Below are 22,841 nucleotides of genomic sequence, written 5' to 3'. Positions count from 1 at the left end.
CGGCGTTGCTGCTCCACGGCGACGGTCACGACATCGCCCTCGCCGCGATCAGCCGCGCCGACGCGGTGGGGCTCCGCCGGGCCCGCCGGCTCTTCGGCTCGCGCCTCCTGCTGCGTCCCGACGTCGAGCGCCCGGAGCTCGCGTCGCGCATCGAGGCGCTCGCGCCCGATCTCCTGGTGAGCTGGTTCTGGACCACGCGCCTGCCGGTGTCGCTCGTGAGGGCGGCGCGGTTCGGCGGGATCGGCGTGCACCCCTCGCTGCTCCCTCGTCATCGCGGGCCGGACCCCACGTACTGGGCGATCGCCTCGGGGGACGCCGAGAGCGGCGTCACGGCGCACCGGATCGAGGCGGAGTACGACACCGGCGACATCCTGGAACAGGAGAGGCTCCCCATCGATCCGGGGTGGACCGCGTGGCAGCTCGCCCGGGCGCTGGACCGGCCGAGCCTCCGGGTCCTGCGGCGCACGGTCGACCGGTTCGCGCGCGGCGAGGAGGTGGCGGGTGTCGCCCAGGATCCGGCGCTCGCGACGCAGGCACCTGCGCCGGACGACGAGGCGTGCGCCATCTGCTGGTCCTGGCCGACGGAGCGCGTCCTCCGGCACGTCCGCGCCCTCGCGCCGGCTCCGGGCGCGTGGACCGAGATCGAGGGCGCCTGCGTCATCGTCCTGCGGGCCGCGCCGGCGGCGAGCTTCCCCGAAGCGCTTGCGCCCGGCGAGGCGGTGGTCGAGGGCGGGATGGTCCTGGTGCGGACCGGCGACACCGCCGTCGCGCTGCTGGAGGGGGAGATCGACGGAGAGCCGGCGTCGGTGGGTGAGCTCGCGGCCCTCGTGGCGTCGGGGGCGTCGCGCGGGTGACCGCCGGCAGGGGGCGCTTGGCGGCCGGCCGCGTCGCCGGCGGGGCCGCCTGGCCGGCTCGCGGCCATCGAATCCTGAACCTATGGGCGCGCGACCGCGTAGGATGCGCCCTTCGGAGGATTCATGTCGGAACCCGCGCAGCTTGCGAAAAGCGCCCGCGAACTGCTCGCCGCGGCGCTCAATGCGCTCCAGTCGAACGGGGGGGTGTCGCCTGAGATCGAGGCGCTCGCCGAGCCGATAGCGCAGGCGATGGGCATCATGCATCGCATCGAGCGCTCCGGGGGTCAGGCCCTCGATGGCAGCGAGATCGCGCTCGGCCATGTGCGTGACGTCCTGAACCGTCTGCAGAGGATCACCGCGGCCGATCCGGTGGTGGACGTGCTGATGGAGCACGTCGCCTCCTCGCTGAGCAAGGTCAACGCGCTGAGCAGGGCGCAGGTCGCTGGCGCCTCCGCGCAGGCGCGTGCGCCCGTAGCGGTGGCCGCGCCAGCGCCGGTAGCGCCAGCGCCCGTAGCGGTGGCCGCGCCAGCGCCGGTAGCGCCAGCGCCCGTAGCGGTGGCCGCGCCAGCGCCGGTAGCGCCAGCGCCCGTAGCGGTGGCCGCGCCAGCGCCGGTAGCGCGTGCGCCCGTAGCGGTGGCCGCGCCAGCGCCGCTCGTGCCTGCACCTGCAGCGGTGCCCGCGCCAGCGCCGTTCGCGCCTGCACCTGTAGCGGTGGCTGCGCCCGCGCCGTTCGCGCCTGTGCCCGCGGTGGCCGTGTCTGCGCCTCTCCAGCACACGCTCCCTTCGCCGCAGCAGCCGGGGCGTGCGCCGGCGCCCGCCTCGCCCGCTTACCCCGCCGCGTCGCACCCGGTTGCGGACCCACGCGGCGCGCCGCCGCCCCAGGCCGTGCCGCAGCCCGTCGACCACCGCATGCACGCGGCGGTCGTCGATGTCGAGCTCGGCGCTCTGACACCGTCGAATTTTTACAAGGGACTGGCAGGCAACGACGTCATCGAGCACGGGGGCATCTTCGTCGCGACCTACAAGATCCCGCCGACGGGCTCCGTCGTGACCCTGCGTGTCCGCCTGCCTGGCAACTACGAGTTCACCGCGCAGGCCGCGGTCCGGTGGACGCGCGAGGCAGGCGGCTCGAGGGACTCGGCCGAGCCAGGCTTCGGCGCCCGGATCACGCAGATCTCGGCGGAGGGCCGGCAGCTCGTGTCCCGGTTCACGCGCAACAGGGAGCCGCTCTTCTACGACGACCTCTGAGGTCGCCACGCCGCCTCGATCGTGGTGAACTCTTCTCCCGCGCGCGCCGGCTCGCGAGCGAGCCGGCCGCTCCACCGCGCAGCGTCCGTCCTCTCCGCCGTCGCCCTCACGGCGCTGCTGCTCCTCGCGCCGCGGCCGGCCCGGGCGACGGGCGATCCCGATCTCGCCTTCTGGACGTTCGAGACCGCCCACTTCCGCGTGCACCATCCGCAGGGCCTCGAGCCCATCGCCGCGCGCATCGCCTCGCTCGCCGAGACGATCTACGGGCGCGTCGAGGATGCGCTCGGCTACGCCCCGAAGGGCCGCACGGAGATCCTGATCACCGACGACTCCGAGATAGCGAACGGGTCGGCCGGCACGCTCCCCTTCAACTCGATCCACCTCCTCGCATCCGGTCCGGACGACCTGTCGACGCTCGGCGACTACGACGACTGGTACCTCGATCTCCTCACGCACGAGTTCACGCACATCGCGCACATCGATAACACCTCGGGGATCCCGGCGATCCTGAACGCGATCGTGGGCAAGACGTTCTCGCCGAACCAGGTTCAGCCGCGGTGGATCATCGAGGGGCTCGCCGTGGTGAGCGAGAGCCACCACTCGAGTGGTGGCCGGATGCGCTCGAGCATGTTCGACATGTACCTGCGCGCCGACGTGCTCGAGGACAACATCGCGGGGCTCGATCAGATCTCGAGCTCCGCGTTCCGCTGGCCTCAAGGGAACCTCTGGTATCTCTACGGATCGAGGTTCCTGGGCTGGATCATCGACGTCTACGGGCCCAACACGATGCGCGCCGTCTCCGCCGACTACGGGGCGTCGCTCCTCCCGTGGGGGATCAACCGCGCCATCCGCCGCGTGACCGGCAGGACCTACGTCGAGCTGTACGAGGGCTGGAAGGACCACCTCCGCCGGCTCTACAGAGAGCAGATGGCGGCCGTCGAGGCGCGCGGGCTCCGCGAGGGCGCGCGGCTCACCTACCACGGGCGCACCGTGCTCTACCCGCGGTTCGTCCCGCCCGCCGCGCGCCGGACCGCTGCAGACGAGATCGTCTACTTCCGCGACGACGGCGGGGAGCGCCCCGGTATCTACCGCGTCTCCCTCGCCGCGCCCGCGCCCGGGAGCGAGCGCCACGAAGCGCTGGTCGCGCGCACCAACGCGCCCTCGCGGCCGGCGTTCACGCCGGCAGGTGACCTGATCTTCACGGCGCTCCTGCCGTGGCGCAACCACTACTACCGAAACGATCTGGTCTTGCTCCCGCGCGGCGAGGCGGCGCCCGACGGGGACGAGCCCTGGCGGCGCCGGTTGACGCACGGCCTCCGATCCTCGGCCCCGGACGTCAGCCCGACCGGAGATCTCGTCGCCTTCTCCCTCAACAGCAAGGGCACCCGCTACCTGGAGATCGCGCGGCTCTCCAGGGATGGCGCCCTGTCCGAGCGGCGCGATCTCGTCCCGAGCGCCCGCTTCGAGCAGGCCTACTCCCCGTCGTTCTCGCCCGACGGCAAGCGCCTCGCGTACAGCGTCTGGACCGCGGGCGGCTATCGCGACATCCGCGTGGTGGACGTCGCCACCGGCAGCTTCCGACAGGTGACCCGCGATCGCGCGACCGACATGAACCCCGTCTGGTCGCCCGACGGCGAGACGCTCTATTTCACCTCCGATCGCACCGGCATCCACAACGTCTACGCCCACGACGTCTCGTCCGGCGCGTTGCGCCAGGTCACGAACGTGAGACTCGGCGCCTTGCACCCGGCGATCAGCCCCGATGGCAAGACGCTTGTCTATGTTGGATATACCTCTCGGGGCCACGACCTCTTCGCCATGCCGCTCGATCCGGCGCGCTTCCTCCCGGCGCCGCCGTCCCCGGGCGATCGCCCCGACCCCGCCACCGAGCCTTCGGCGGTGCGGCTCGAGCGCGTCCCTTACAACCCGCTTCCCACGCTCGCGCCGCGCGCGATCACGCTCGACTACGCGCCCGGGAGCTATGGCTCGAACGCGCTCACGGTGAGCGTGACCGGCACCGACATCGTCGGTCGCCACACGATCTTCGGCGAGCTCACCGTGCAGCCGGACGCGCCGGCCCCGAACGTCCTGCTCGGGTACAACTACGGCCGGCTGCCTGTCGACCTCGGCGTCCGCGCGTACCACAACATCTCGCCGCGCGGCGGCTACCGCCTCAACGGCCGAAACGTCGTCTACGACGAGCGAACGATCGGGATCTCCGCGGGCATCAGCTATCCGATCCGCGGCGAGTTCTCGCGGCATACCCTGAGCGCGTCGTTCGGCAGCGCCGCGTTCAAGGGGCAGCTCCCCATCGGCGACAAGCTCGACCCGTACGCGCCCCGGACCATCCTCCCGCCGCGGGGCACGCTGAACCTCGCGCACCTCGGCTACGCATTCTCGAACGCCGAGGGCTCGCTCGACGCCGCCGGCGCGCCGCGCGGGGTGTCGCTGAGCGCTGGGCTCGATTACGCCGGCCCGGAGACGGGCAGCAGCTATACGACCTACGCGTTCTCGACGGGCCTCACCGCCTACGTCGCCATGCCCTGGTCAGGCGATCACACCCTCGCGTTTCGCGTCGCCGGGGCGGTGTCTGGCGGCAACTTCCCCCGGGGCGCCAGCTATGGCGTGGGCGGGTACGATCTCGAGAACCTCACCCTCGTCGACACATTGCTCACCGGGGTCACGAATAGCGCGTTCACGCTCCGTGGCTACGCGCCGGGCGCGATGTTCGGCCGCTCGTATTTCTCGCAGACGTTCGAGTACCGCGTGCCCGTCCTGCAACCTGACCGCGGCCTCGTGACGCTGCCGATCTACCTGCGCCGCATCGACGCGAGCCTCTTCCTCGACCACGGCGGCGCATTCAACCGCTTCGAGATGGACGACCTCGCCCTCTTCACGCAGAAGAGCCTGCTCTACTCGCCCCAGCTGCACGCCTCGGTCGGCGGCGAGCTGTGGCTGAGCTTGAGCATCGGGTACGTCCTCTCCTCGCAGCTGCGCTTCGGGTACGCCTATGGCCTGAGCGATCTCGCGATCCCCGGCGGTCAGTTCTACTTCGTCGCGACGAACTCGTTCTGAGCGCCGCGCGCCTGCTGGAAATTTTGCCCGCGCCGACCCCTTCGCCCAGGGTGCTCGGCATGCGCCGCATCCTCCTCGCCCTGAGCCTCTTGCCCCTCGCCAGCTGCGGCATCGCCCCGAGCACGTCGCAGCGCCTCACCGAAGCGGCGCTCGAGATGAACACGGCTGCCCGGTTCGGCCGCATGGATGTCGCGCTCGAGCGCGTCGGCTCGAACGCGCGCCAGGATTTCATGAATCGTCACGCCGGGTGGGGCACCCGCCTCCGGGTCGTCGACGTGGAGTTCGGCGGCTTCGAGATGACCCAGCGCGAGGAAGCCGAGGTCTACCTCGACGTCCTCTGGCTGCGGAACGACGAGGCCACGGTCCGCAGCACCCGGGTGGCGCAGCGCTGGCGCGACGAACGGGGCCATTGGGAGCTTATCGGCGAGGAGCGAAGGGAGGGCGACAGTGGGCTCCTCGGCGAGCCCCCGCCCAAGGAGCCCCAGCCCACGCAGAATGGGGCTGGCGATTCGGCGAGCGCGACCGGCATGGGTCGGCAGCCCGGCCTGAGCCTCCACACGCGAGTGATTCGCGACGAGTGAGCGCCGCCGCTGCGAGGTGTGCGGCCGCGCGCCGGGGGGCGCGCCGGGCCGAGCACAACGCCGGCGTGCGAGGCCTGGGTGAGCGACGGGATCGCAACAGCGCGGCGATGCGACGGGTGGCGCGTGGTGCGCGGCCGATCGACCGCGCCTCGCGCCCCATCAAGCAGCCGGCGAAGGGCTCGCAGGAGCGGCGCTCTTGGGAGCGCGGGGCTTCTTGGCCTTGCCAGCGACCTCCGTCGGGGCCTTCGCCAGCTTGCTGCGCTTGGCGCGCTCCTTCTTGGCAGCCTGCGCCTTGCGGCGCCTCATCTTCATCGACTGGCGGCGATCGCGCTTGCCCATCTGCTTCAATCTCCTCACGGTCGGGGGCGCGGCATCATGACGACAGCTCGCCAGGCGAGCCCCATCCTGCACCGGTGGATGGCCTACCGCGGGGCCCCTCAAAGGGAGCGGGACTCTGCCCAAGAGCGAATGGAAGCGCAAGGGGCAATGCGCGCGGAGATGCAGTTCTCGTGCTAGACGAGTGTGCAGTGCATCGCGCCGCCGTGAGGCGTTGACCTCCGCCTCCCCGCGCGGTCACGTCAGAGGCGCGTGGTCACATCAGAGGCGCGCGCTCGTTCTGAAGGATCCGAAGAATCCGCACCGCCTGGGTCGCACCTGGCAGGGCTCAGCCGCCGACCGCGCCGTCCAGCGCGACTTCGCGGCCGCGCACCTCGAGGCGGTACCGGGAGTTCACGGTCTCTATGTAGAAGACTTCGCGCCCGGCGAGGCGCAACACGCGCTTGACCGGCGTCGTGACGTATTCATGCATTCCGTCGGAGAACTCGATGACGATGACCGAGCCTTTCCGTGGTGCACGGACGAGCCGGCCAACGACTGCGCGTGATCCCCGGCCGAGCTTGCGGAGCACAACCTGCACAACAGAGATGCTAGCACGCGGATCTCGGCCGAGCACAAGCTGCACAAGCAGCACCTCTCGCAACTAGGTCCCACCCTGGCCCAGGGTGTCCGGCTGCATCGGAGCGGTCCGGACCTTCGCGCCGCGGACGGCGAGCCGGCGGGAGGGGTCGCCCCCCGGGCGGAAAGTTTCCATGAATCGATCGCCGCCGCGGCGTGTACGATGAGCCTGCACACCTGTCGGCCACCAGGCAGGCACACCGATCCGTGACGCACCGTCATCGCCGGATCCTGGTGAGGGCGGAAATCACGACGAACGATTTCGGCCTTACGGAGGCCTCGTGAAGGTTGCGCGGTGGTCTCCCTGACGGGCCGACAATGCGCTGGCGTCGTCGGCCGAGGGAACCTCGCCGGGGGCACGGTGCCGCGTTCAGGTGCATCTGCGCAGCGCGGCGCCGCGATCGGCCTGGCGCGCTGCGGCTCGGCGGCTCGTCAGCCCCGCGTCAGCGGCGTAGCGCTGTCGCGCCTGTCCGGTTGTTCGGATCGCTCACGCCGGGCGCGCCCTTGTCGGCGAAGTAGGTGCGGAGCATGTCGCATGCGACGTTCGTCGCCTTCACCCGCCATTTCGCGCCGTTGGCGACCATCACGGAGATGGCGACCTCGGGCTTGCGGCTCGGCGCGAACCCGACGAACCAGGTGTAGAAGGGCCCCTCGGGCGTCGGCTTCGTGAGCGTCCCCGTCTTGCCCGCGACGCGGATATCCGGGAGGTAGGGGCGGCCGTTGCGATCATGGAACGAACGGTAGCTCGTGCCGTTATCCACCGTCGCCTCCATCATCGCGGTCACCGCGTTGGCCGTGCTCTCGTCCATCACCCGCTTGAGCACCTGGCGCTCGCTCGGGCCCTGGTAGATGTCGCCGATCTCGTCCTTGACGCTCGACACGACGTGGAGCCGGATCATCTCGCCGCCATTGGCGAGCGTGGTCGCCAGGTTCGCCCCCTGGAACGGCGACAGCGTCGTGTTCCAGAAGCCCGCCGCGGTCCGCGCGAAGCCGAGATCGTCTTCCGGGAGCGCGATCGTGCTCGTCGCGACCTTCACGTCGAACGGCGTGTCCTGACCCCAGCCGAGCTTCTCGGCCACGGCGCCGAGCTTCTCGCGGTCGAGGTTCTTCGCGGCGAGCCGCGCGAACACCGTGTTGATGCTCCGGCCCATCGCCTGCGCGAGCGTCGCGCAGTACTTGTCGCGGCGCTTGTTGTCGACCATGTCCGCCGGCCGGATCGAGTGCTCGCCGCCCGAATAACACTGCTTGGTGTTCGGGCTCAGGCCCGCCTCGACGAGGGCGGTTCCGGTCACGACCTTGAAGACGCTCGCCGACGGCGCGGTGGCCTCTGCAGCGACGTCGTGCATCGCCCCCTCGTTCACGTAGCTCGCCCAGACCAGCACCTTCCCGGTGCGGATATCGGTCATGACGACCGCGCCCTCCGGGACCTGGCCTGCCCGCAGGAAGCCGAGCGCCGCCCGCTGGTACATCGGGTCGACGGTCAGCTCCGCGACGCGGTCGCCGTGCGCCGGCGCCGTGGGCGGGGTCCTCCGGTCGTCGATGCGCGTCAGATCGAGGTCCGTGAGCGGCGGCGGCGTCACGGTCCGCGTGATCGTCGGGCCCCCGGCGGTCGTCTTCTTGGCGAGCAGCCCCCCGAGCTGGACGTCGTGCTCGCGCAGCATGGGGAGGGTCACGGCCACGAGCCCCACGGCTGCACCGACGGCGATCCACTGACGCATGTCGCGCATGGCCCGACGGGTACCCCGCCGCGCTGTCCTGGGCCAAAATTGAGGCGCGCGACCTCGCCGGCGGGGCTCCCGCGCTGCCGGCGCGCCGCGGATCGTTGGAGGACAAAAGGATGAGGGGCGCGGCCGGGACGCCGGCCGCGGCGGGGCGAGGGCGCGTCAGAACGACATGCTGAGCCTGGCGCCGAGCTCGTGCAGCGCATGCGCGTCCGGATCGGCTGGCGTCACCGTATTGCCGGGCACCCGGAGGAGGTTCTCGCTGGAGCCGCTGCCGGGCGTCAGGTAGGCGCTGTAATTCACGCCGAGCCGTATGTTTTTCGTGTACCAGTAGTTCGCGGCGAGGCCGATCTGCATGACGTTGAGGTCGGTGCCCGGCCCCCCCTCGGCGCCCGGCGTCTTCTCGTCGTACGCACCCCCGCGGGACGCGCCGTCGTACGTCGCGTTGATCCCCGCGAGGAGCGCCGCCACCTCGAGCCCCGACTTCGGCTTCTCGAGCTCCTTCGACAGATCGACCTTCGTGGGGCGCGGGCTGAACCCTGGATCGCCGCTGACGAAGGCGTCGCCGACCGGCCACGCCGAGAGCTGCACGTACCAGCCGAGCCCCTTCACCTGCCCGAGCCGTTCGGTGTTGGTGAGCTGAAAGCCCTCCACCGCCTCGCGCGTCTCGTTCGCGACGTAGTACGCCTCGGCCCGGAGCTCGACCATCTTGATGGGCAGCCGGAGCTCGCCGCCGATCGCGGCCTGCGAGGCCGACGGGATGACGTGGATCGGGCGCTTCAGCGAGTCCGTGTAGCCGGCGCCCCAGAGCGTGTAGCCCTGCGCCGTCCTGATGGGCGCATAGTCGTAGCCCACGTACTCCTGGTCGCGGTCGCCGTAGCGCGCGCTGACGCCGATCTGCGCCTTCGCGAGCAACCCCTTCTTGTCGCCGGCGAACGGGCGCGCGACCACGCGGCCGATGAAATCGAACTGGCTGTCGACGCCCGGCCGGTTCTGCCCGTCGCCGCCGACCATGCTGACGCCGTAGACGACCATCCTGTCGGCCACGTCGCCCCAGATCGTCAGGCCGATGTCCTTGCCCTCGGGGTAGGCGAAGCTCCGGGTCGCGATGTTGCGCTCCATGAACGTCGTGCTGTTGTCGCTCGTCTGGTTATCCATCGAGAAGAACGCCTGGTGTTGCCCGAACAGGAAGTTGAGCGCGGGCATGACCGAGTAGTTGATCCAGGCGTCGGCGAGCACGGCGTTCGCGGTGGTGCTCTCGACGGGCGCGAAGCGCGCGCTCTCGGCCGTCGGCGTTTGCCCGGCCGCAGCGGCGGCGTTCTCGGTCCGGCCGTTGGCGTTCGCGAGCCCCTGGCCGCCGAAGTCGACGTCGACATCGAAGGAAAACCTCTTCAGGAACTCGCCGGCCACCTCGAGCCGCGCGCGGCGGATGAAGAGGCGCGGCTTGAGCGCGCTCCCACCGCCCGCCGCCGACACGTCCGACACGCCGGGGCCGAAGCTGCTGGCGAAGTCGAAGTTCAGCCTCCCCTTCGGGTAGAGCCGGAAGGTGTCGTTCGCGTCCCGGAGGAAGAAGCCGCCGTGCCAGCCGGCGAGCGGCTGCCGCTCTTCTTTCACGATGGCGGCACCGGCGGTCGGCGCGAACACCTGCGCAGGCGGAGGAGGCGGCGCGGCGGTCGGTGCCGCTCCAGGGGGCGGGGGCGGCGGCAGCTGCTCTGCGGGCGGCGCCGCGTCGGGCGGCGGTGCGGGCGTCGGAGCGGCAGCGGCAGCGGGCGGAACCGCGCCGGCAGGAGCCGCCGGGGCAGCGGCCGGAGGCGGCGGCGGGGCAGGTTGCGCTGGGCCCTGAGGTCCAGGCTGTGCTAGCGCCGAAAGGCCCGACAGCGTAACAGTCATGCCCAGCAGCGCCGATGTAGCTAACCTCATGCAGTTCTCCCTGTGTGCGGCTCGCCCGCTCGCCGGATCTCGCATGCACTGCGACGCGAAATTATGACCAGGACGTTACGATTCTGTGTAGGCCCTACGGCGAGCGAGCGCGACATTCGAGCGAGAGGTGAGCCGCGTCAAGGTCCTGCTCATGGAGTGGCGGCACGTGCCGGCGACGGAGCGCCGGGGCAGAGGCGGGGAAGGATCACGGGATGACGACCAGCGTGCGGATCACGGCGGATGTCGAGGTGCTCGACAACAGCACCTTGGTGGCCCTCGCCGGGCCGGGGAACGAGCATCTCAAGCTCATCGCGCGCACTCTTGGCATCGAGTCGGGCGTTCGAGGCAACACGATCCGGCTCGCCGGGGACGCCGACAAGGTCGCCCTCGCCGAGCGGTGCCTGGCAGAGGCCGCGCAGATGTTGAGGAGCGGCGTGGTCCTCGATCCCCAGGACTACGTGCGCGGAGTGCAGGCGCTCCGGGACGACCCGGGGATGACCTTGCGGGAGCTGTTCGAGGACGTCGTCCTCATCTCGGCGCGCCGTCGGCCTATCTCGGCGAAGGGGCTGGCGCAGAAGCGCTACATCCAGGCGATCCGATCGCACGACATGACGTTCGGCATCGGGCCGGCGGGGACGGGCAAGACCTACCTCGCGATGGCCATGGCGGTGCACGCGCTGCTCGAGCGCCGCGTGAAGCGGATCATCCTGACCCGTCCTGCCGTCGAGGCGGGAGAGCGGCTCGGCTTCCTCCCCGGCGATCTCGCCGAGAAGGTGAATCCTTACCTGCGCCCGCTCTACGACGCGCTCCATGACATGATGGATGCGGACAAGGCGCAAGGCCTCGTGACGCGCGGTCAGATCGAGGTCGCGCCGCTGGCCTTCATGCGCGGCCGCACGCTCAACGATTGCTTCGTCATCCTCGACGAGGCGCAGAACGCGACGAGCGACCAGATGCGCATGTTCCTCACCCGCCTCGGCTACGCCTCCCGCGCCGTGGTGACGGGCGACGTCACGCAGGTCGATCTCCCGCACGGCGCGCGCAGCGGCCTCGCGGAGGCGCGCGAGCTGCTCGCGGGGATCGACGGGATTGCGATCTGCTCGTTCACCGAGGTCGACGTCGTGCGCCACCCGCTCGTGCAGCGGATCATCGTGGCGTACGAGCAACGGGACGCCGAGGTGGCGCGCCAGCGCGAGGAGCGGCGGGCGGAGGCGGGTCGCGGCGGCGCGCGCGGCAGTGCAGCGGGAGAGGCCGGGGCTGCGCCGCAGGAGCCGCAGGGCCGCGCGCCAGCAGGCGAGCCGGGAGGAGCCGGCGCAGCGAGCTGACGCGCGACGCAGCCGGGCGAGACGCCGGCGTCGACGTCTCGCCCGGCTGCGCTGCTCATTTCTTCTTCAGCTCGATGGGGGACTCGCGCACCAGGAGGGCATCGGGCCCGGTCACCCGGATCCTGCCGTGGACGACGTTCTCCTTCAGCTCGCCGACCAGGACGCCGGTCATCGCGTTCGGCGCGCGCGGATCGTCGGGGAAGACCGATGCGCGGACCATGCCGTCCTCGACCTTTCCCACGAGCGTCGCGTCGCCGAGCGCTCCCTTCGCGGTGCCCTTCAGCTCACCGCTCGGCTCGATGGTCAGCGTCACCGTGCCAGGGCCGGTGACCTGCTTCCCGTCGTCCTTCTGGCGCGCGGCGTCCTTGACCTTCGGGGGCATCACGACGCTGCCTTTCTTGGCGTCGTAGCGCCCCTCCCATGTCCCTTGCCATGCGGGCGTGCCCTTCGGCTCGCCCGCGTCTCCCGGCGCGCTTGCGCTCGGGGGCTCTGCGGCGGCCGAGCTGGCCGCGGGCGGCGCGAGCCCCGCGCTCGGCTGAGGCGACGGGGGTGCGGGCCGCTCCGGCTCGCTCGGGCGAGGCGGGCCCTCCTCGCATGCCGCGAGGACGATGGCGAAGGACAGGAAGAGCGCGGGGGCAACGCCGCGCGCCCGGCGAGCTCGTGTTCCGATGGCGTTCACGTGGACGCTTTTATTACGAGCCGGGCTGGCCGTCGCGTCGATTTGACGTGCCCGCGCCGCGGCCCGGACCAGCGCGCGGCGCCCGCGGATCAGGAGGCCCTGCGGAACGCGAGGGTCCAGTGCCGGTCGCTCGTCATCTGCGCGCATTCGGGGGGAATCCGGAGCGAGCGCAGCACCTCACGCACCTCGTCGAGCGAGAGCGCCGCGCGCAGCGACGCGTCGAAGAGGGCTCGCTGGTACGCCGTGTCGTTCGCCGCGTACATGTCGACGAGGGCGGCGAGCGACGCCTCGTCTTCCGGACGGACCAGGTCCCGCACGAACAGGAGCCCGCCGGGCTGGAGGACGCGGAGCATCTCGCGCAGCACCTGCGCTGGCTCCGGGACGTGGTGGACGATGCTGTTCGAGAGCACGGCTGAAAATGTCTCATCCGGTTCGGGCAGCGCCTTGGCATCCACGAGCGCGAGCGCGATGGCCTCGGTGAGCCCGGCCTGCTCGACATGGCGGCGCCCGAGTTCGAGCATCGCCGCGGAGAGATCGATCGCCTTGATCCGCGCGGCGGGGGCGCGCCTGCAAAGCTCGATGGGCAACAGGCACGTCCCTGTGCCGACGTCGAGGGCGTATGCGAGACCGGGGTTGTGGGAGAGGAGCGCGTCGCAGAACGCCGTGTTCACGGCGGCGTGGTCCATGCTGTCGTAGGCCCGCGCGTCCTCGTCGGTATCCATGACCTCTGGCTCGAGCACGCGCACCAGTGACATGCGCGCATCCTTCTCCGCGGCCGAAGCGCGTGTCAACCGATTGTCGGCGGCTGGTCAATCTCGGCCGCCGGTCGGACGGAGGTCGAGCGGGGGCGGGGTGGATCGTGGGCGTCGTAGATATGGACAGGAAGGCGTTTGAAGAAGTCGAGACGGAGCCGGCCGGCTCCCCGCCTCGTCCTCCTCCCATTGGCGCAGGCGCCAATGTCGTAGAGGACGTGCCCTCGGGGCGGACGCGCGGACTCGCGCTCGCGAGCGCGGGGGCCGAAGGCTGAGCTCTCTCGGAAAGGCTCGATCGGAGAGGCCGAAGACGACGATGAGCGCGCCTCCGCGCTCCGCTATGTAACGAGGTGTCTTGCGGGATGAGCCTGAGCCGCGCGTACACACCGGTCCGCCGGACACGACGGCCCTCAGGCGCCTACCCAGCGGGAGCCGCGGGCGGCGGCCGCGCGCGTGATGTTGAGAGCGGCACTGCGGGCCCGAGCGCGCATCCGGCGGCGAGACCGGCGCAGAGTCGTCATTTCGAAGAGCTCGGCGGGTTGGCGCGCGATCGGGCGGTCAGCGTGGGTCCGCGAAATCCCCGGCGTGATGAGCGGATGTCGTGTCGAGAGCTCGACCCGGACTCCCCGCCCCGCCGGCGCTCATAGCGAAGCGTCCGTGCTGCGCCCCACCCGCCGAGCGGGCATCCTATCACGCCTCCGCATAGGTCAGTCGTGCGCCCGGGGCGTGCAATGTAGCCACGCGCCGGCCGCCTGTGTGGGGTCGCCAGGCGGTCGCACCCTGCGTGAGGCGCTTCAATGATTGGGGGCGGGGAGGCTCGCGCCGGGTCGCTGCACCTCGCGGATGTGCGCGCGCCCGCATTGCCGCCCGTGACGGGCGCGGCCCCGAGGCGCGGGGTTGCTCGGTTCTCGGACGGTGCTTACCTGACCAGACCCGAGCACCCGAGACACGCAATGCCGCGGTGCATCGTCAGGGGGCCGAGAGAGGATTGGCGCGGCCTCGAGGCCGTCCTGCGCGGGGGAGGGGTCTCGGCCATCAATCGACGCTGGCGGGGGTTTCATCGCTCGGCGCCTGTCGAGCAAAGCAGCCCAGCCGTTCGGGGCCGTCCCGTCCAATGAGCTCTCCGATTGAGCCCGCCCGCAGCGCCTATTGAAAGAAAAGACGGCCCTCTATCCTCAATTCGCTTGACCAGGCAAGTGGCAACGGCATAGTCGTATCCAACCGCCGAGCTGGATTCGGCGACGAGGGAGAGCACATGGCAACGGACGCCTTTTCACAGCAGATTGTAAACCTCGTGCGGAAAATGCCGGACGAGGCGATCCTCGCGCTCGTCAAGAATCAGCTGGGCGCCGTGACAGGGGAAGCGCCGTTGGTTCCTCCTGCGGCGCCGCGCCGCAGCCGCGCGCGCGCCCGCGCTGCTGGAGCGGTCCAGTCCAAAACGTCTTCCGTCGCGGCCAAGCGCGGCGCCGCGCCGAAGCGTCGGCCTGGTCGCCCGCGCAAGTCGCCGGCCGCCTCGGCGGAGCGTCAGGAGACGCTGGATGCCGTCGAGCGCGTCGTCAAAGCGAGCTCTGGCGTCAGCGCGAGCGAGGTGGCGAAGCAGGCGGGTATCCCGCAGACCCGCGCCGCCGCCGCGCTGAAGGAGCTGAAGCTGGAGAAGCGGATTTTCCAAGGCGGCGATCGTCGCTTCGCCCGCTATGCAGGCGACGCGAAGACCGCCGAGCAGGCGAGCGCGAACGCGCGCAAGACCGCGGCTGGGCCTGCGCCTGTCGTGAAGAAGCCGAGCGTCAAGGGGCGCAAGCGCGTCGCTCCGGCTGCCGCTCCTCCGAAGTAGGTCTGGGGACCACCGCGCACGTCAGCATCAGATGGGATGCAAGCTGTGCTGACGCGCTGCGTTTGGAATGACTATCCCGTTCGAGACGGAGCTCAGGGCGGGCTCCAGGTGAGCCCGCCATCATCGGAGGCCGCGACGTACCAGCCGCGGCGCGATGTCCCGGTGACGTCCGCTTGGAGGAGCATCAAGAGTCGATTTCCGAACGAGAGGAGGGTTCCGAGCTCGATACGGCCGCGCTCGCCTGTGCCTTCGCCGATCATCCTGGGGACGTCGTAGATCTTGCCCACTTCCGGCGATAGCGCGATATAGAGCCCCCATCGCGCTGCCGCGCGGGAAGTCAGCACTGCGGTGACGCCTTCGCGTGTGGGCGCCAGGGCGATAGACCGTTCATGCGGCTCCAGCCAGGGGCGAAAGGGCGGTTTCTCGGCGATGACGCAGGTGCCTTGGAGGGTGCACGTCGCGAGCGTGGGCTCTCCGGTTGTGGGCGTCATGACTTCGACCATGATCCGATCGGCTGCGCAGCCGACCGACGCTCCAGGCGGAGCTTTCGCCGGGAGCTTCAGCACGGCTGTCTGGGCAGCGGAGACGGCGACCACGGCGGTCTTGTCGGGCGGCTGAGGAACGAGCTGGATCGACCAGCCGGCGAAGTCGCATGCTGGTGTCGTGGAGAGCGCGGCGATAGCCGCTGGGTTCATCGCGAGTCCCTCGACGCTCTTCGGTGCGTCGAGCGGCTTCCCCGGCGCGGGGACGGGCCGCACGAGGAGGTTGCGCCCGCGCACCGACAGGAGCATCGGTGGGCGGCCATAAGGCACGGGCAGCGCTTGTTCCTGCGTGGGAAGCGGGACGGGAGGCACCGGCTGGGCGCCCGCCGGCCCCGCATAGACGAGGGTCGCGTGCCGAGGCTTGGGCTCCACGAGCAGCGCGGCGCTCTCGGCGGAGAGCACCGCGGGCACAGCGTTCACCAGCGGCCGTGCTCCGCGGCTCAGCGCGGGTAGCGTGACCGGTGAAGGCGCCGAGAGGTCGGTCGCCTCGAACGGAGCGAAGAAGAGACTCGGCGGGTCCAGCGCGGACGGCGTCCCTCGATTCCCGCGTGTCTCCGTCGGGAGAGCCGGGCCACGCGGACCGGTGGTGAGCACCGTGGCGCCGTCTCCGCCGACCGACCAGGTCGACCACCCCTCGCGGACGCGCCGCAGAGATCGCCAGGTCCGGCCTGCGTTTTCGGTCACGAGCGCGATCGCCTCGTTCTCGACCTCTCCTGTCACCACGGCTCGCCTCTCATCGAGCACGAACGCTCGTCGCCATCGGGTCGACGACGGCGCGAGCGCCGAATCGATGCCACGCGCCTGGCCAATGGCGGTGGTGAGCTCATCCGAGGACGCCGCGCCCGGGGGCGGCGGGACGGTGATGGGCGCTGTCTTTTCCTTCTTCCCGCAACCGAGCGCCAGGAGGGCCGTCAGGGCGGCAAGGGCGGTCGCGGCGGCACGGCGCCGCGTGGGCGCGCTCACTATGGAGTCGAGCATCGGCAATCTCTTCGCTGGTGTCGCCCTGGCTTGCTGCGCGGCGGCCCTGGCTTCTCCACGACTCGCACGCTCGCTCGCGCCGCGCCCGAGCCGCCTTGTCGGAGCGCCCGTGGCGTCACGGAAAGATGCGCGCGCGGCGACCGCCCTGTCTCCCCGCTGGATCGCCCCGAGCTCCGCGTTCGATTCGCGTCTGCCCCATAGCGGGGTGCGGGTTCGCGCGCTACAGGCTCATCCGCGTCGTTCGGCTCGCTGCGGCGTACCTTCGTACGCCTCACTCGCCTGCCTAGCGGCTGAGCCCGTATCAAACCAACCTGCACCCCGCTATCGTGCCGGCCGCGCGCCGCGCGGCCAGCGCTAGTCGGCCTGCTCCGGATCCATGCAGCACCGGAAGCCCGTCGAGTAGTCGTGGTAGCCGAAGGAGTGGGCGGTCGTGGCATATTTGCAGCCCTCGCCGTTGCGCGTCGTGTCCATGAAATAGCCGCCACGGAAGGTGCCGCTCGGATCATCGACCCACTCGTGGAGGTTGCCTACCATGTCGAACACGCCGTAGGCGTTGGTGCATCCCGCGCGCTCGCCCGTCGGGAGCAGCGCCTGGGACAGCTGGTTGATGAGCGGGTTGTTCATCGCCGTCGTCCAGCGCTCCTCGGGCTTGATGTCGAGCAGCGCCGCGATCTCGGCGACGGGGTGAACCCGTCGCTCGTCATCGTTGCACGCGCCCTGCTGGCGGAGCGCGCCGTAGGGGAACGTCGTGTCGTCCGGCCCTCGGCAGGCGGTCACCCACTCCTCCGAGGTGCACAGGCGCTTGCCCGATGCCGCGCACGCCAGCTTGGCCTGCCGCCCGCTGATGTAGCCTTGGGGCATGACCCCCTGCCAGGACACGGCGCGGACGCGGCGCTCGTTCCCGTCAATCGGATCGTAAGGCGACCAGGGGCGCTCACCGCTGGGCGTCACCTCGACCAGAGCGCCCTCCCAGCGGTCGACGCACACGCGATCGTCGACGAGGGCCATCTCCGCGGGGCAGCGCGCGCTGGCCGTCGAGGAGGACATCGGGATGGCGCCGATCTCGGACTCCATCCCCGAGGCGAGCGTTGCGCTGTCCTTGACGGCAGCGAGCGCGCTCTCCTTGGCCTTGATGCGCCGTTCCGTCGGGACGGCGGCGGTCCCCTCGAGCGAGGCGCGCACCATCAGGCGCGGCGTGATCTGCTCCGCTGTCGTCGACCCCGGAGCACAGCCGGCCGACGCGACGAGCACGCCGAGGAGCGCTCCGCCGCGGAATGGACGCGCCCCCGGCGATCGCGGAACGGAGGCTGCCAGGCGCGGGCGGGAGGAGTCCTTGGCCACGGAGGAGCCGAGGATCCCTTCCCGCGATCTTTTTTGCAACCGAATACCGCGCTCGGGGGCTCCCCGAACGGGCCTACATGAGAGGGTGCGCGCGCTGGGGCGCTAAGGTGGGTGTGAGCTGGTGAGAGGCCCAGAGGTCATCTGGTGTGCGTCGAATGCCAGGGGAAAAGAACGGCGAGAGCAGAGCGCGCACGATGGGCGCGCAGGCTGTGCACCCGTGGCGGCGGCCGGGTCACTCGAAGGCCATGATCTCCTCGTAGCATGCGTCGTAAGCCTCCTGGCAGGAGACATCGGGGTTGTCGTTCATGCACGCGACGAGATCGTCCGCTGCATCTCGGTTGAGGGGGTTCATCTGAGCCGCGCACTTGGCGGGGTCGAACGTGCCAGCGTCGCAGAAGTCGGAGATGGTGTCGCAGATCTCGTCGGCCTGGTGCGGGCACGCGTTGGCGTACGTGCGGTTCATGCACGCTTGAACGGGATCCACATCGCACGCCCGCTCCACGCCGATGTCGCTCAGGCAGTCCACGAGGTCCGCGGCGTGACCCGGGGAGAAGACGGCGAAGCCGTGCTTGCAGAGCCCGTAGCCGATCGGGTCCTCGTCGCGGTTCGCGCCGCACTGGCTCGTCGCCCCCTGCGCAGGCGAGATGTTGAGCTCGTCACAGGCCGCGACCGTGAGGTTACCGTCCGACGCCTCGATGCAGGCGTCGCTGCCGCCGGTGCCGCCCTGGCCGCCGTCGCCGCCGGTGCCGCCGTCGCCGCCGTCGCCGCCCTGGCCGCCGTCGCCGCCCTGGCCGCCGTCGCCGCCGCTGCTCGTGGATCCGTGGGTGACGCCGGGGCCGACCGTCTGGTCCACCTCGTTGTCGGTGTCCTCCGTGGTCACGACGCAGCCGGTGTAGATGGCGGGCAAGATAAAGGTAAGCGCGAGGAAAGAATGGCGATGGCGAGCAAGCATGGTCACGTTGCCTCCTACAATGTCAGGGAAGAGTTCCACGGCCTGGTGCGTTCGACTGAACCTGGGGCTCCCCTATTCCCCTCGCAATCCTGCTCTTCGGCCTGGTCCAGCCGTCCGACGCCGACGCTCCGGGGGGTGCACCTCCGCCGTCGACGGCTCAGGCCGCCGTCGACAGCTTGTTTCAGCTGTATTTCGTCAGTGTCAAGAACAGAACTCGGCCTCGTGTTCATCCGTCCGCCTGCCCGGGCACCAGGCTCGGCGTGCCCGGAGCCCCCGACGTCCGTTCAGGAGGATCTGAAAAGCTGCTCAGCCCGCGGGGACGCGCGAAACAAACTGAAGGGGAGCGGAAGGATCGCGCTTGCGTACCGCGCCCCCCGCTGGTAATCACCGCGCTCCGTTTTCCCGGGCGATCGGGTGTCCTCCCGGTCTCCCAGTAGAAGAGCCGTAACGGCGCTTCGATCCCAGCTCCGCTCCTTCGGCCGCCGCGGGAACCCCCCCGGTGACGCGAAGGGGGCCCACGTCGATGGACGTCGGGCTGGGACCGGAAGCGTACGACGGTGCAACCGGTTCGCAGCGAACCGAAACCCGGTACGGAGTAACTCCGCCCGCCGGTGTCGCGAGGTGTCTCGAATGGTAAGCAAAGCCAGTGCGATGTTTTCGCGGATCGCCCCGCGCAAGGCTCGCATGATCGCCGATCTCGTTCGAGGTCGCGACGCGGACGAGGCGATCCAGCTGCTCTCGTTCACGCAGAAGAGCGGAGCCCCCGTCCTGCGGAAGATCATCGAGAGCGCGGTCGCGAACGCCCAGCAGGCGGGCGCCGACATCGACGCGCTCTTCATCAGCAAGGCCACCGTCGACAAGGGGCCGAACAAGTTCAACCGCCGCTGGCGGCCGCGCGCGATGGGCCGTGCGACCCGGATCACCAAGGGCGTGTCGCACATCGTCATCGAAGTCGACGAGAGAAAGTAAGTAGAGGACCTGCCGCTATGGGACAAAAGACCCATCCGTATGGCTTCCGCGTCGGTGTCATCAAGACGTGGAGCAGCAAGTGGTACGAGGACGGCGCTGCGTATCAGAAGTGGCTCCACCAGGACATCCGCATCAAGCGCGCGATCAAGCAGTACCTCTACAACGCCAACATCGCCGGCGTGGAGATCGAGCGCGCCGCGAACCGCGCGAAGGTGATCGTCTTCACCGCCCGCCCCGGCATGGTGATCGGCAAGGGCGGCAAGGGCATCGAGACGCTGAAGAGCGGGAACGTCGGCACCGCATCCAAGGGTGAGACGCTCTTCCCCGGCGTGTCGTCGTTCACCGACAACGAGGTGTTCATCGACGTGCAGGAGGTCCGGAAGGCCGAGACCAACGCGCAGCTCGTCGCCGAGAACATCGCGACGCAGCTCGAGCGCCGGATCGCGTTCCGCCGGGCGATGAAGAAGGCGGTGGCCACCGCGATGAAGTTCGGCGCGAAGGGCATCCGCGTGCGCTGCGCCGGCAGGCTCGGTGGCAGCGAGATGAGCCGCGTCGAGACCTACCGCGAGGGCCGGGTGCCGCTGCACACGCTCCGCGCCGACATCGAGTTCGGCCTGGCCGAGGCGAAGACGAAGGTCGGCATCATCGGCGTGAAGGTCTGGATGTTCAAGGGCGAGGTCCTGCAGCGTAAGGCGCGCCGGATCCAGTAGAGGGATTGCAGAATGCTGTCTCCGAAGCGAACCAAGTTCCGCAAGATGCAGAAGGGGAACAACCGCGGCCTCGCCATGACGGGCAGCGACGTCTCCTTCGGCGACTTTGCGCTCCAGTGCGTCGAGCCTGCCCGCGTCACCTCGCGGCAGATCGAGGCGGCTCGTATGGCGATCCAGCGGCACGTGAAGCGCGCGGGCAAGCTCTGGATCCGCATCTTCCCGGACCGTCCGGTGACGAAGAAGCCGCTCGAGGTCCGCATGGGTGGGGGCAAGGGCGCGCCCGAGGAGTGGTGCGCGCTCGTGCAGCCGGGCCGCGTGATGTACGAGATCAGCGGCGTGAGCGAGGAGACTGCGAAGGAGGCGTTCCGCCTCGCGTCGCACAAGCTCCCGATGCAGTGCAAGTTCCTCGCCCGCGGGCTGACGTGAGGTAGGCGATGAAGGCGAAGGATTTGCGTGAACGCACCACCGAGCACCTGCGCGAGCTCGAGAAGTCTCTGGCGGCGGGCCTGTTCGAGGCGCGGTTCAAGAATTTCACGAATCGGCTGAACGACACGGCGACGATCCGCAAGTCGAAGCGGGATCTCGCGCGGGTGAAGACGATCCTCACGCAGCGCGCGCGTGCCGAGGAGAAGGCGTAGCCATGGCGAAGAAGAAGGCAGAGACCCAGCAGCCGGCCGCTGCGGCGCCCGAGCTGGCAGCCGCGGCGCCTGCGCAGGCCGAGACCGAGGCGAAGGCGCACGGCTTCCGGCGCAAGCTGGTCGGCAAGGTGACCAGCGACAAGATGAACAAGACGGTCACCGTCGAGGTCATCCGGAACGCGCTCGACCCTGTGTACAAAAAGTACGTCCGTCAGCGGGAGCGCTACAAGGCGCACGACGAGACGAACCAGTACAAGGTGGGCGATCGCGTCGAGATCACGGAGCACAGGCCGATCTCCCGCGACAAGCGGTGGCTCGTGACCAAGCTCGTTGCCCGCCCGGTGGAGGAGTAGCGCCATGATCCAGGTGTCGACGCATCTCGAGGTCGCGGACAACTCCGGCGCCCGAATCGTGAAGTGCATCAAGGTGCTCGGCGGCTCGCGCCGCAAGTACGCCGCTCTCGGCGACGTCATCGTCGTCTCGATCAAGGAGGCGTTGCCGGGCACCAAGGTGAAGAAGGGCGAGACGGCGCGCGCCGTCGTCGTCCGCACCGCCCGGGAGTACCAGCGCTCGGACGGCAGCTACATCAAGTTCGACGGGAACAGCGCGGTCCTCATCAACAAGGAGAAGGAGCCGATCGGTACCCGTATCTTCGGGCCGGTCGCCCGTGAGCTCCGCGCGAAGAAGTTCATGAAGATCATCTCTCTCGCTCCGGAGGTCCTCTGATGAAGCGCCTCAGGGTCGGTGACCTCGTGCAGGTCATCAGCGGCAAGGAGGAGGGGAAGCAGGGCCGGATCACCAAGATCCTCGCTGACGAGGATCGCGTGGTCGTGGAAGGCCTGAACACGGTGACCCGCCACCAGCGGCCCACGCCGCGCAATCAGGAGGGTGGGAAGATCACCAAGGAGGCGCCGATTCACGCCTCGAATGTCATGCCGGTCGATCCGGCGACGGGCAAGCCGACGCGCGTGAAGGTCCGCGTCGGTGAGGACGGCAAGAAGACGCGCGTCGGCAAGAGCGGCAGCGCGATCGGTGTGGGCTAGCCATGGCGGACAAGAAGGACAAGGACAAGGCGGCCAAGGACGCCGGCAAGGGCAAGGACAAGCCCAAGCCGCAGCAGGCCAAGCCGCAGGCGCCCGCCAAGAGCAAGGAAGCCAAGGGCGCGAGGGCCAAGGGCGCCGACGCCGAGGCCTCCGGGCCGGCCGAGGAGCGCCCGCGCGACCCGAACTATGCGCCGCGGCTTCGCACGCACTACAGGAAGAGCGTGACGGCCGCGCTCGCGAAGAAGTTCGGCTACAAGAACCCGATGATGGTGCCCCGCCTGCAGAAGGTGGTCATCAACATGGGTCTCGGCGCCGCGGTGCAGAACCCGAAGATCATCGACTCCGCCGTCGAGGACATGCGGGCGATCTCCGGCCAGAAGCCGGTGGTGACCCGGGCCCGGAAGTCGATCGCGACCTTCAAGCTGCGCGAGAACCTGCCCATCGGGGTGATGGTGACCCTGCGTGCCGAGCGGATGTGGGAGTTCGTGGATCGCCTGATCGCGTTCTCTCTTCCGCGTGTTCGCGACTTCAAGGGCGTGAGCCCGAAGGGGTTCGACGGCAAGGGCAACTTCACGATGGGCCTGCGCGAGCAGATCATCTTCCCCGAGATCGACTACGACAAGATCGATGTCGTGAAGGGGCTCAACATCTCGTTCGTGACCACGGCGAAGACGGACGAAGAAGGACGCGCGCTCCTGACCGAGCTTGGCATCCCGTTCCGGCATTGA

At 69.9% G+C, this 22,841-nt stretch carries 23 protein-coding genes; 14 read left to right on the top strand and 9 right to left on the bottom strand.

What is annotated here, in order from left to right:
• Window positions 1–5 precede the first annotated feature (5 nt).
• From WME82_RS42810 to WME82_RS42795, 4 genes are all read left to right on the top strand, one after another.
• A complete protein-coding gene (locus tag WME82_RS42810; RefSeq protein WP_438040007.1) occupies window positions 6–854 on the top strand; it encodes a methionyl-tRNA formyltransferase in 849 nt (282 codons plus the stop codon).
• 123 nt (window positions 855–977) lie between these two features.
• On the top strand, window positions 978–2,102 hold the full coding sequence (locus WME82_RS42805; protein ID WP_438040006.1) for a hypothetical protein: 1,125 nt from the start codon (window positions 978–980) through the stop codon (window positions 2,100–2,102).
• A gap of 24 nt (window positions 2,103–2,126) precedes the next feature.
• A complete protein-coding gene (locus tag WME82_RS42800; protein WP_438040005.1) occupies window positions 2,127–5,177 on the top strand; it encodes a BamA/TamA family outer membrane protein in 3,051 nt (1,016 codons plus the stop codon).
• A gap of 59 nt (window positions 5,178–5,236) precedes the next feature.
• Window positions 5,237–5,758, top strand: coding sequence for a hypothetical protein (locus tag WME82_RS42795; RefSeq protein ID WP_438040004.1), 522 nt, complete (start codon window positions 5,237–5,239; stop codon window positions 5,756–5,758).
• Window positions 5,759–5,917: 159 nt separating this feature from the next.
• On the opposite strand, the gene WME82_RS42790 is transcribed toward WME82_RS42795, so the two are convergent.
• From WME82_RS42790 to WME82_RS42775, 4 genes are all read right to left on the bottom strand, one after another.
• Window positions 5,918–6,097 (bottom strand): hypothetical protein, encoded by a 180-nt coding sequence (locus WME82_RS42790; protein WP_272102111.1) that lies wholly within the window; start codon window positions 6,095–6,097, stop codon window positions 5,918–5,920.
• 325 nt (window positions 6,098–6,422) lie between these two features.
• On the bottom strand, window positions 6,423–6,719 hold the full coding sequence (locus WME82_RS42785; RefSeq protein WP_437546551.1) for a hypothetical protein: 297 nt from the start codon (window positions 6,717–6,719) through the stop codon (window positions 6,423–6,425).
• Between the two features lie 436 nt (window positions 6,720–7,155).
• On the bottom strand, window positions 7,156–8,439 hold the full coding sequence (locus WME82_RS42780) for a penicillin-binding transpeptidase domain-containing protein (RefSeq protein WP_438040003.1): 1,284 nt from the start codon (window positions 8,437–8,439) through the stop codon (window positions 7,156–7,158).
• A 156-nt stretch (window positions 8,440–8,595) separates the two neighbouring features.
• Entirely contained in the window at window positions 8,596–10,047 is a 1,452-nt protein-coding gene (locus WME82_RS42775; protein WP_438040002.1) for a porin, read from the bottom strand.
• Between the two features lie 518 nt (window positions 10,048–10,565).
• Between WME82_RS42775 and WME82_RS42770 the strand changes: the two genes are divergently transcribed.
• Entirely contained in the window at window positions 10,566–11,678 is a 1,113-nt protein-coding gene (locus WME82_RS42770) for a PhoH family protein (RefSeq protein ID WP_438040001.1), read from the top strand.
• A 55-nt stretch (window positions 11,679–11,733) separates the two neighbouring features.
• On the opposite strand, the gene WME82_RS42765 is transcribed toward WME82_RS42770, so the two are convergent.
• Window positions 11,734–12,357 (bottom strand): hypothetical protein, encoded by a 624-nt coding sequence (locus WME82_RS42765; protein WP_438040000.1) that lies wholly within the window; start codon window positions 12,355–12,357, stop codon window positions 11,734–11,736.
• An 89-nt stretch (window positions 12,358–12,446) separates the two neighbouring features.
• Window positions 12,447–13,112, bottom strand: a complete 666-nt coding sequence (locus WME82_RS42760) for a class I SAM-dependent methyltransferase (RefSeq protein WP_438039999.1) — start codon at window positions 13,110–13,112, stop codon at window positions 12,447–12,449.
• Window positions 13,113–14,364: 1,252 nt separating this feature from the next.
• Between WME82_RS42760 and WME82_RS42755 the strand changes: the two genes are divergently transcribed.
• On the top strand, window positions 14,365–14,940 hold the full coding sequence (locus WME82_RS42755) for a hypothetical protein (RefSeq protein WP_437712567.1): 576 nt from the start codon (window positions 14,365–14,367) through the stop codon (window positions 14,938–14,940).
• Window positions 14,941–15,032: 92 nt separating this feature from the next.
• Here WME82_RS42755 and WME82_RS42750 read toward each other — a convergent pair whose 3' ends face one another.
• The 3 genes from WME82_RS42750 to WME82_RS42740 all read right to left on the bottom strand — a co-directional run bounded on the left by WME82_RS42750 (window position 15,033) and on the right by WME82_RS42740 (window position 18,753).
• Entirely contained in the window at window positions 15,033–15,731 is a 699-nt protein-coding gene (locus tag WME82_RS42750; protein ID WP_437742271.1) for a hypothetical protein, read from the bottom strand.
• A gap of 1,083 nt (window positions 15,732–16,814) precedes the next feature.
• Window positions 16,815–17,711, bottom strand: coding sequence for an SUMF1/EgtB/PvdO family nonheme iron enzyme (locus tag WME82_RS42745; RefSeq protein ID WP_437854192.1), 897 nt, complete (start codon window positions 17,709–17,711; stop codon window positions 16,815–16,817).
• Window positions 17,712–18,033: 322 nt separating this feature from the next.
• Window positions 18,034–18,753 carry a hypothetical protein gene (locus WME82_RS42740; RefSeq protein ID WP_438044985.1) on the bottom strand — a complete coding sequence of 240 codons (720 nt, stop codon included), beginning with the start codon at window positions 18,751–18,753 and terminating at the stop codon, window positions 18,034–18,036.
• A gap of 630 nt (window positions 18,754–19,383) precedes the next feature.
• Here WME82_RS42740 and rplV point away from each other — a divergent pair.
• From rplV to rplE, 8 genes are read left to right on the top strand one after another with little or no spacing between them, the layout of a single operon-like run.
• On the top strand, window positions 19,384–19,722 hold the full coding sequence (rplV, locus tag WME82_RS42735; protein ID WP_012240567.1) for a 50S ribosomal protein L22: 339 nt from the start codon (window positions 19,384–19,386) through the stop codon (window positions 19,720–19,722).
• 17 nt (window positions 19,723–19,739) lie between these two features.
• Window positions 19,740–20,432 (top strand): 30S ribosomal protein S3, encoded by a 693-nt coding sequence (gene rpsC, locus WME82_RS42730; RefSeq protein ID WP_061609597.1) that lies wholly within the window; start codon window positions 19,740–19,742, stop codon window positions 20,430–20,432.
• A gap of 12 nt (window positions 20,433–20,444) precedes the next feature.
• Window positions 20,445–20,858 carry a 50S ribosomal protein L16 gene (gene rplP / locus WME82_RS42725; RefSeq protein ID WP_012240565.1) on the top strand — a complete coding sequence of 138 codons (414 nt, stop codon included), beginning with the start codon at window positions 20,445–20,447 and terminating at the stop codon, window positions 20,856–20,858.
• Window positions 20,859–20,866: 8 nt separating this feature from the next.
• The gene (rpmC, locus tag WME82_RS42720) at window positions 20,867–21,070 is read left to right on the top strand and encodes a 50S ribosomal protein L29 (protein WP_272102120.1); all 204 of its coding nucleotides are present in this window, start codon (window positions 20,867–20,869) and stop codon (window positions 21,068–21,070) included.
• A 53-nt stretch (window positions 21,071–21,123) separates the two neighbouring features.
• Entirely contained in the window at window positions 21,124–21,423 is a 300-nt protein-coding gene (gene rpsQ, locus WME82_RS42715) for a 30S ribosomal protein S17 (protein ID WP_272102908.1), read from the top strand.
• 4 nt (window positions 21,424–21,427) lie between these two features.
• Window positions 21,428–21,796, top strand: a complete 369-nt coding sequence (gene rplN / locus WME82_RS42710) for a 50S ribosomal protein L14 (protein WP_012240562.1) — start codon at window positions 21,428–21,430, stop codon at window positions 21,794–21,796.
• Complete coding sequence (rplX, locus tag WME82_RS42705) at window positions 21,796–22,113, top strand: 50S ribosomal protein L24 (protein WP_272102121.1); 318 nt, start codon at window positions 21,796–21,798, stop codon at window positions 22,111–22,113. The genes rplN and rplX overlap by 1 nt, the downstream gene beginning before the upstream one ends.
• Before the next feature lie 2 nt (window positions 22,114–22,115).
• Window positions 22,116–22,841, top strand: coding sequence for a 50S ribosomal protein L5 (rplE, locus tag WME82_RS42700; RefSeq protein ID WP_438039998.1), 726 nt, complete (start codon window positions 22,116–22,118; stop codon window positions 22,839–22,841).

The organism is Sorangium sp. So ce128 (assembly GCF_051525245.1).
GTDB lineage: Bacteria > Myxococcota_A > Polyangia > Polyangiales > Polyangiaceae > Sorangium > Sorangium cellulosum_B.
Note: the sequence above shows the minus strand (reverse complement) of the source record. Positions and strands in the feature narration are given on the sequence as shown.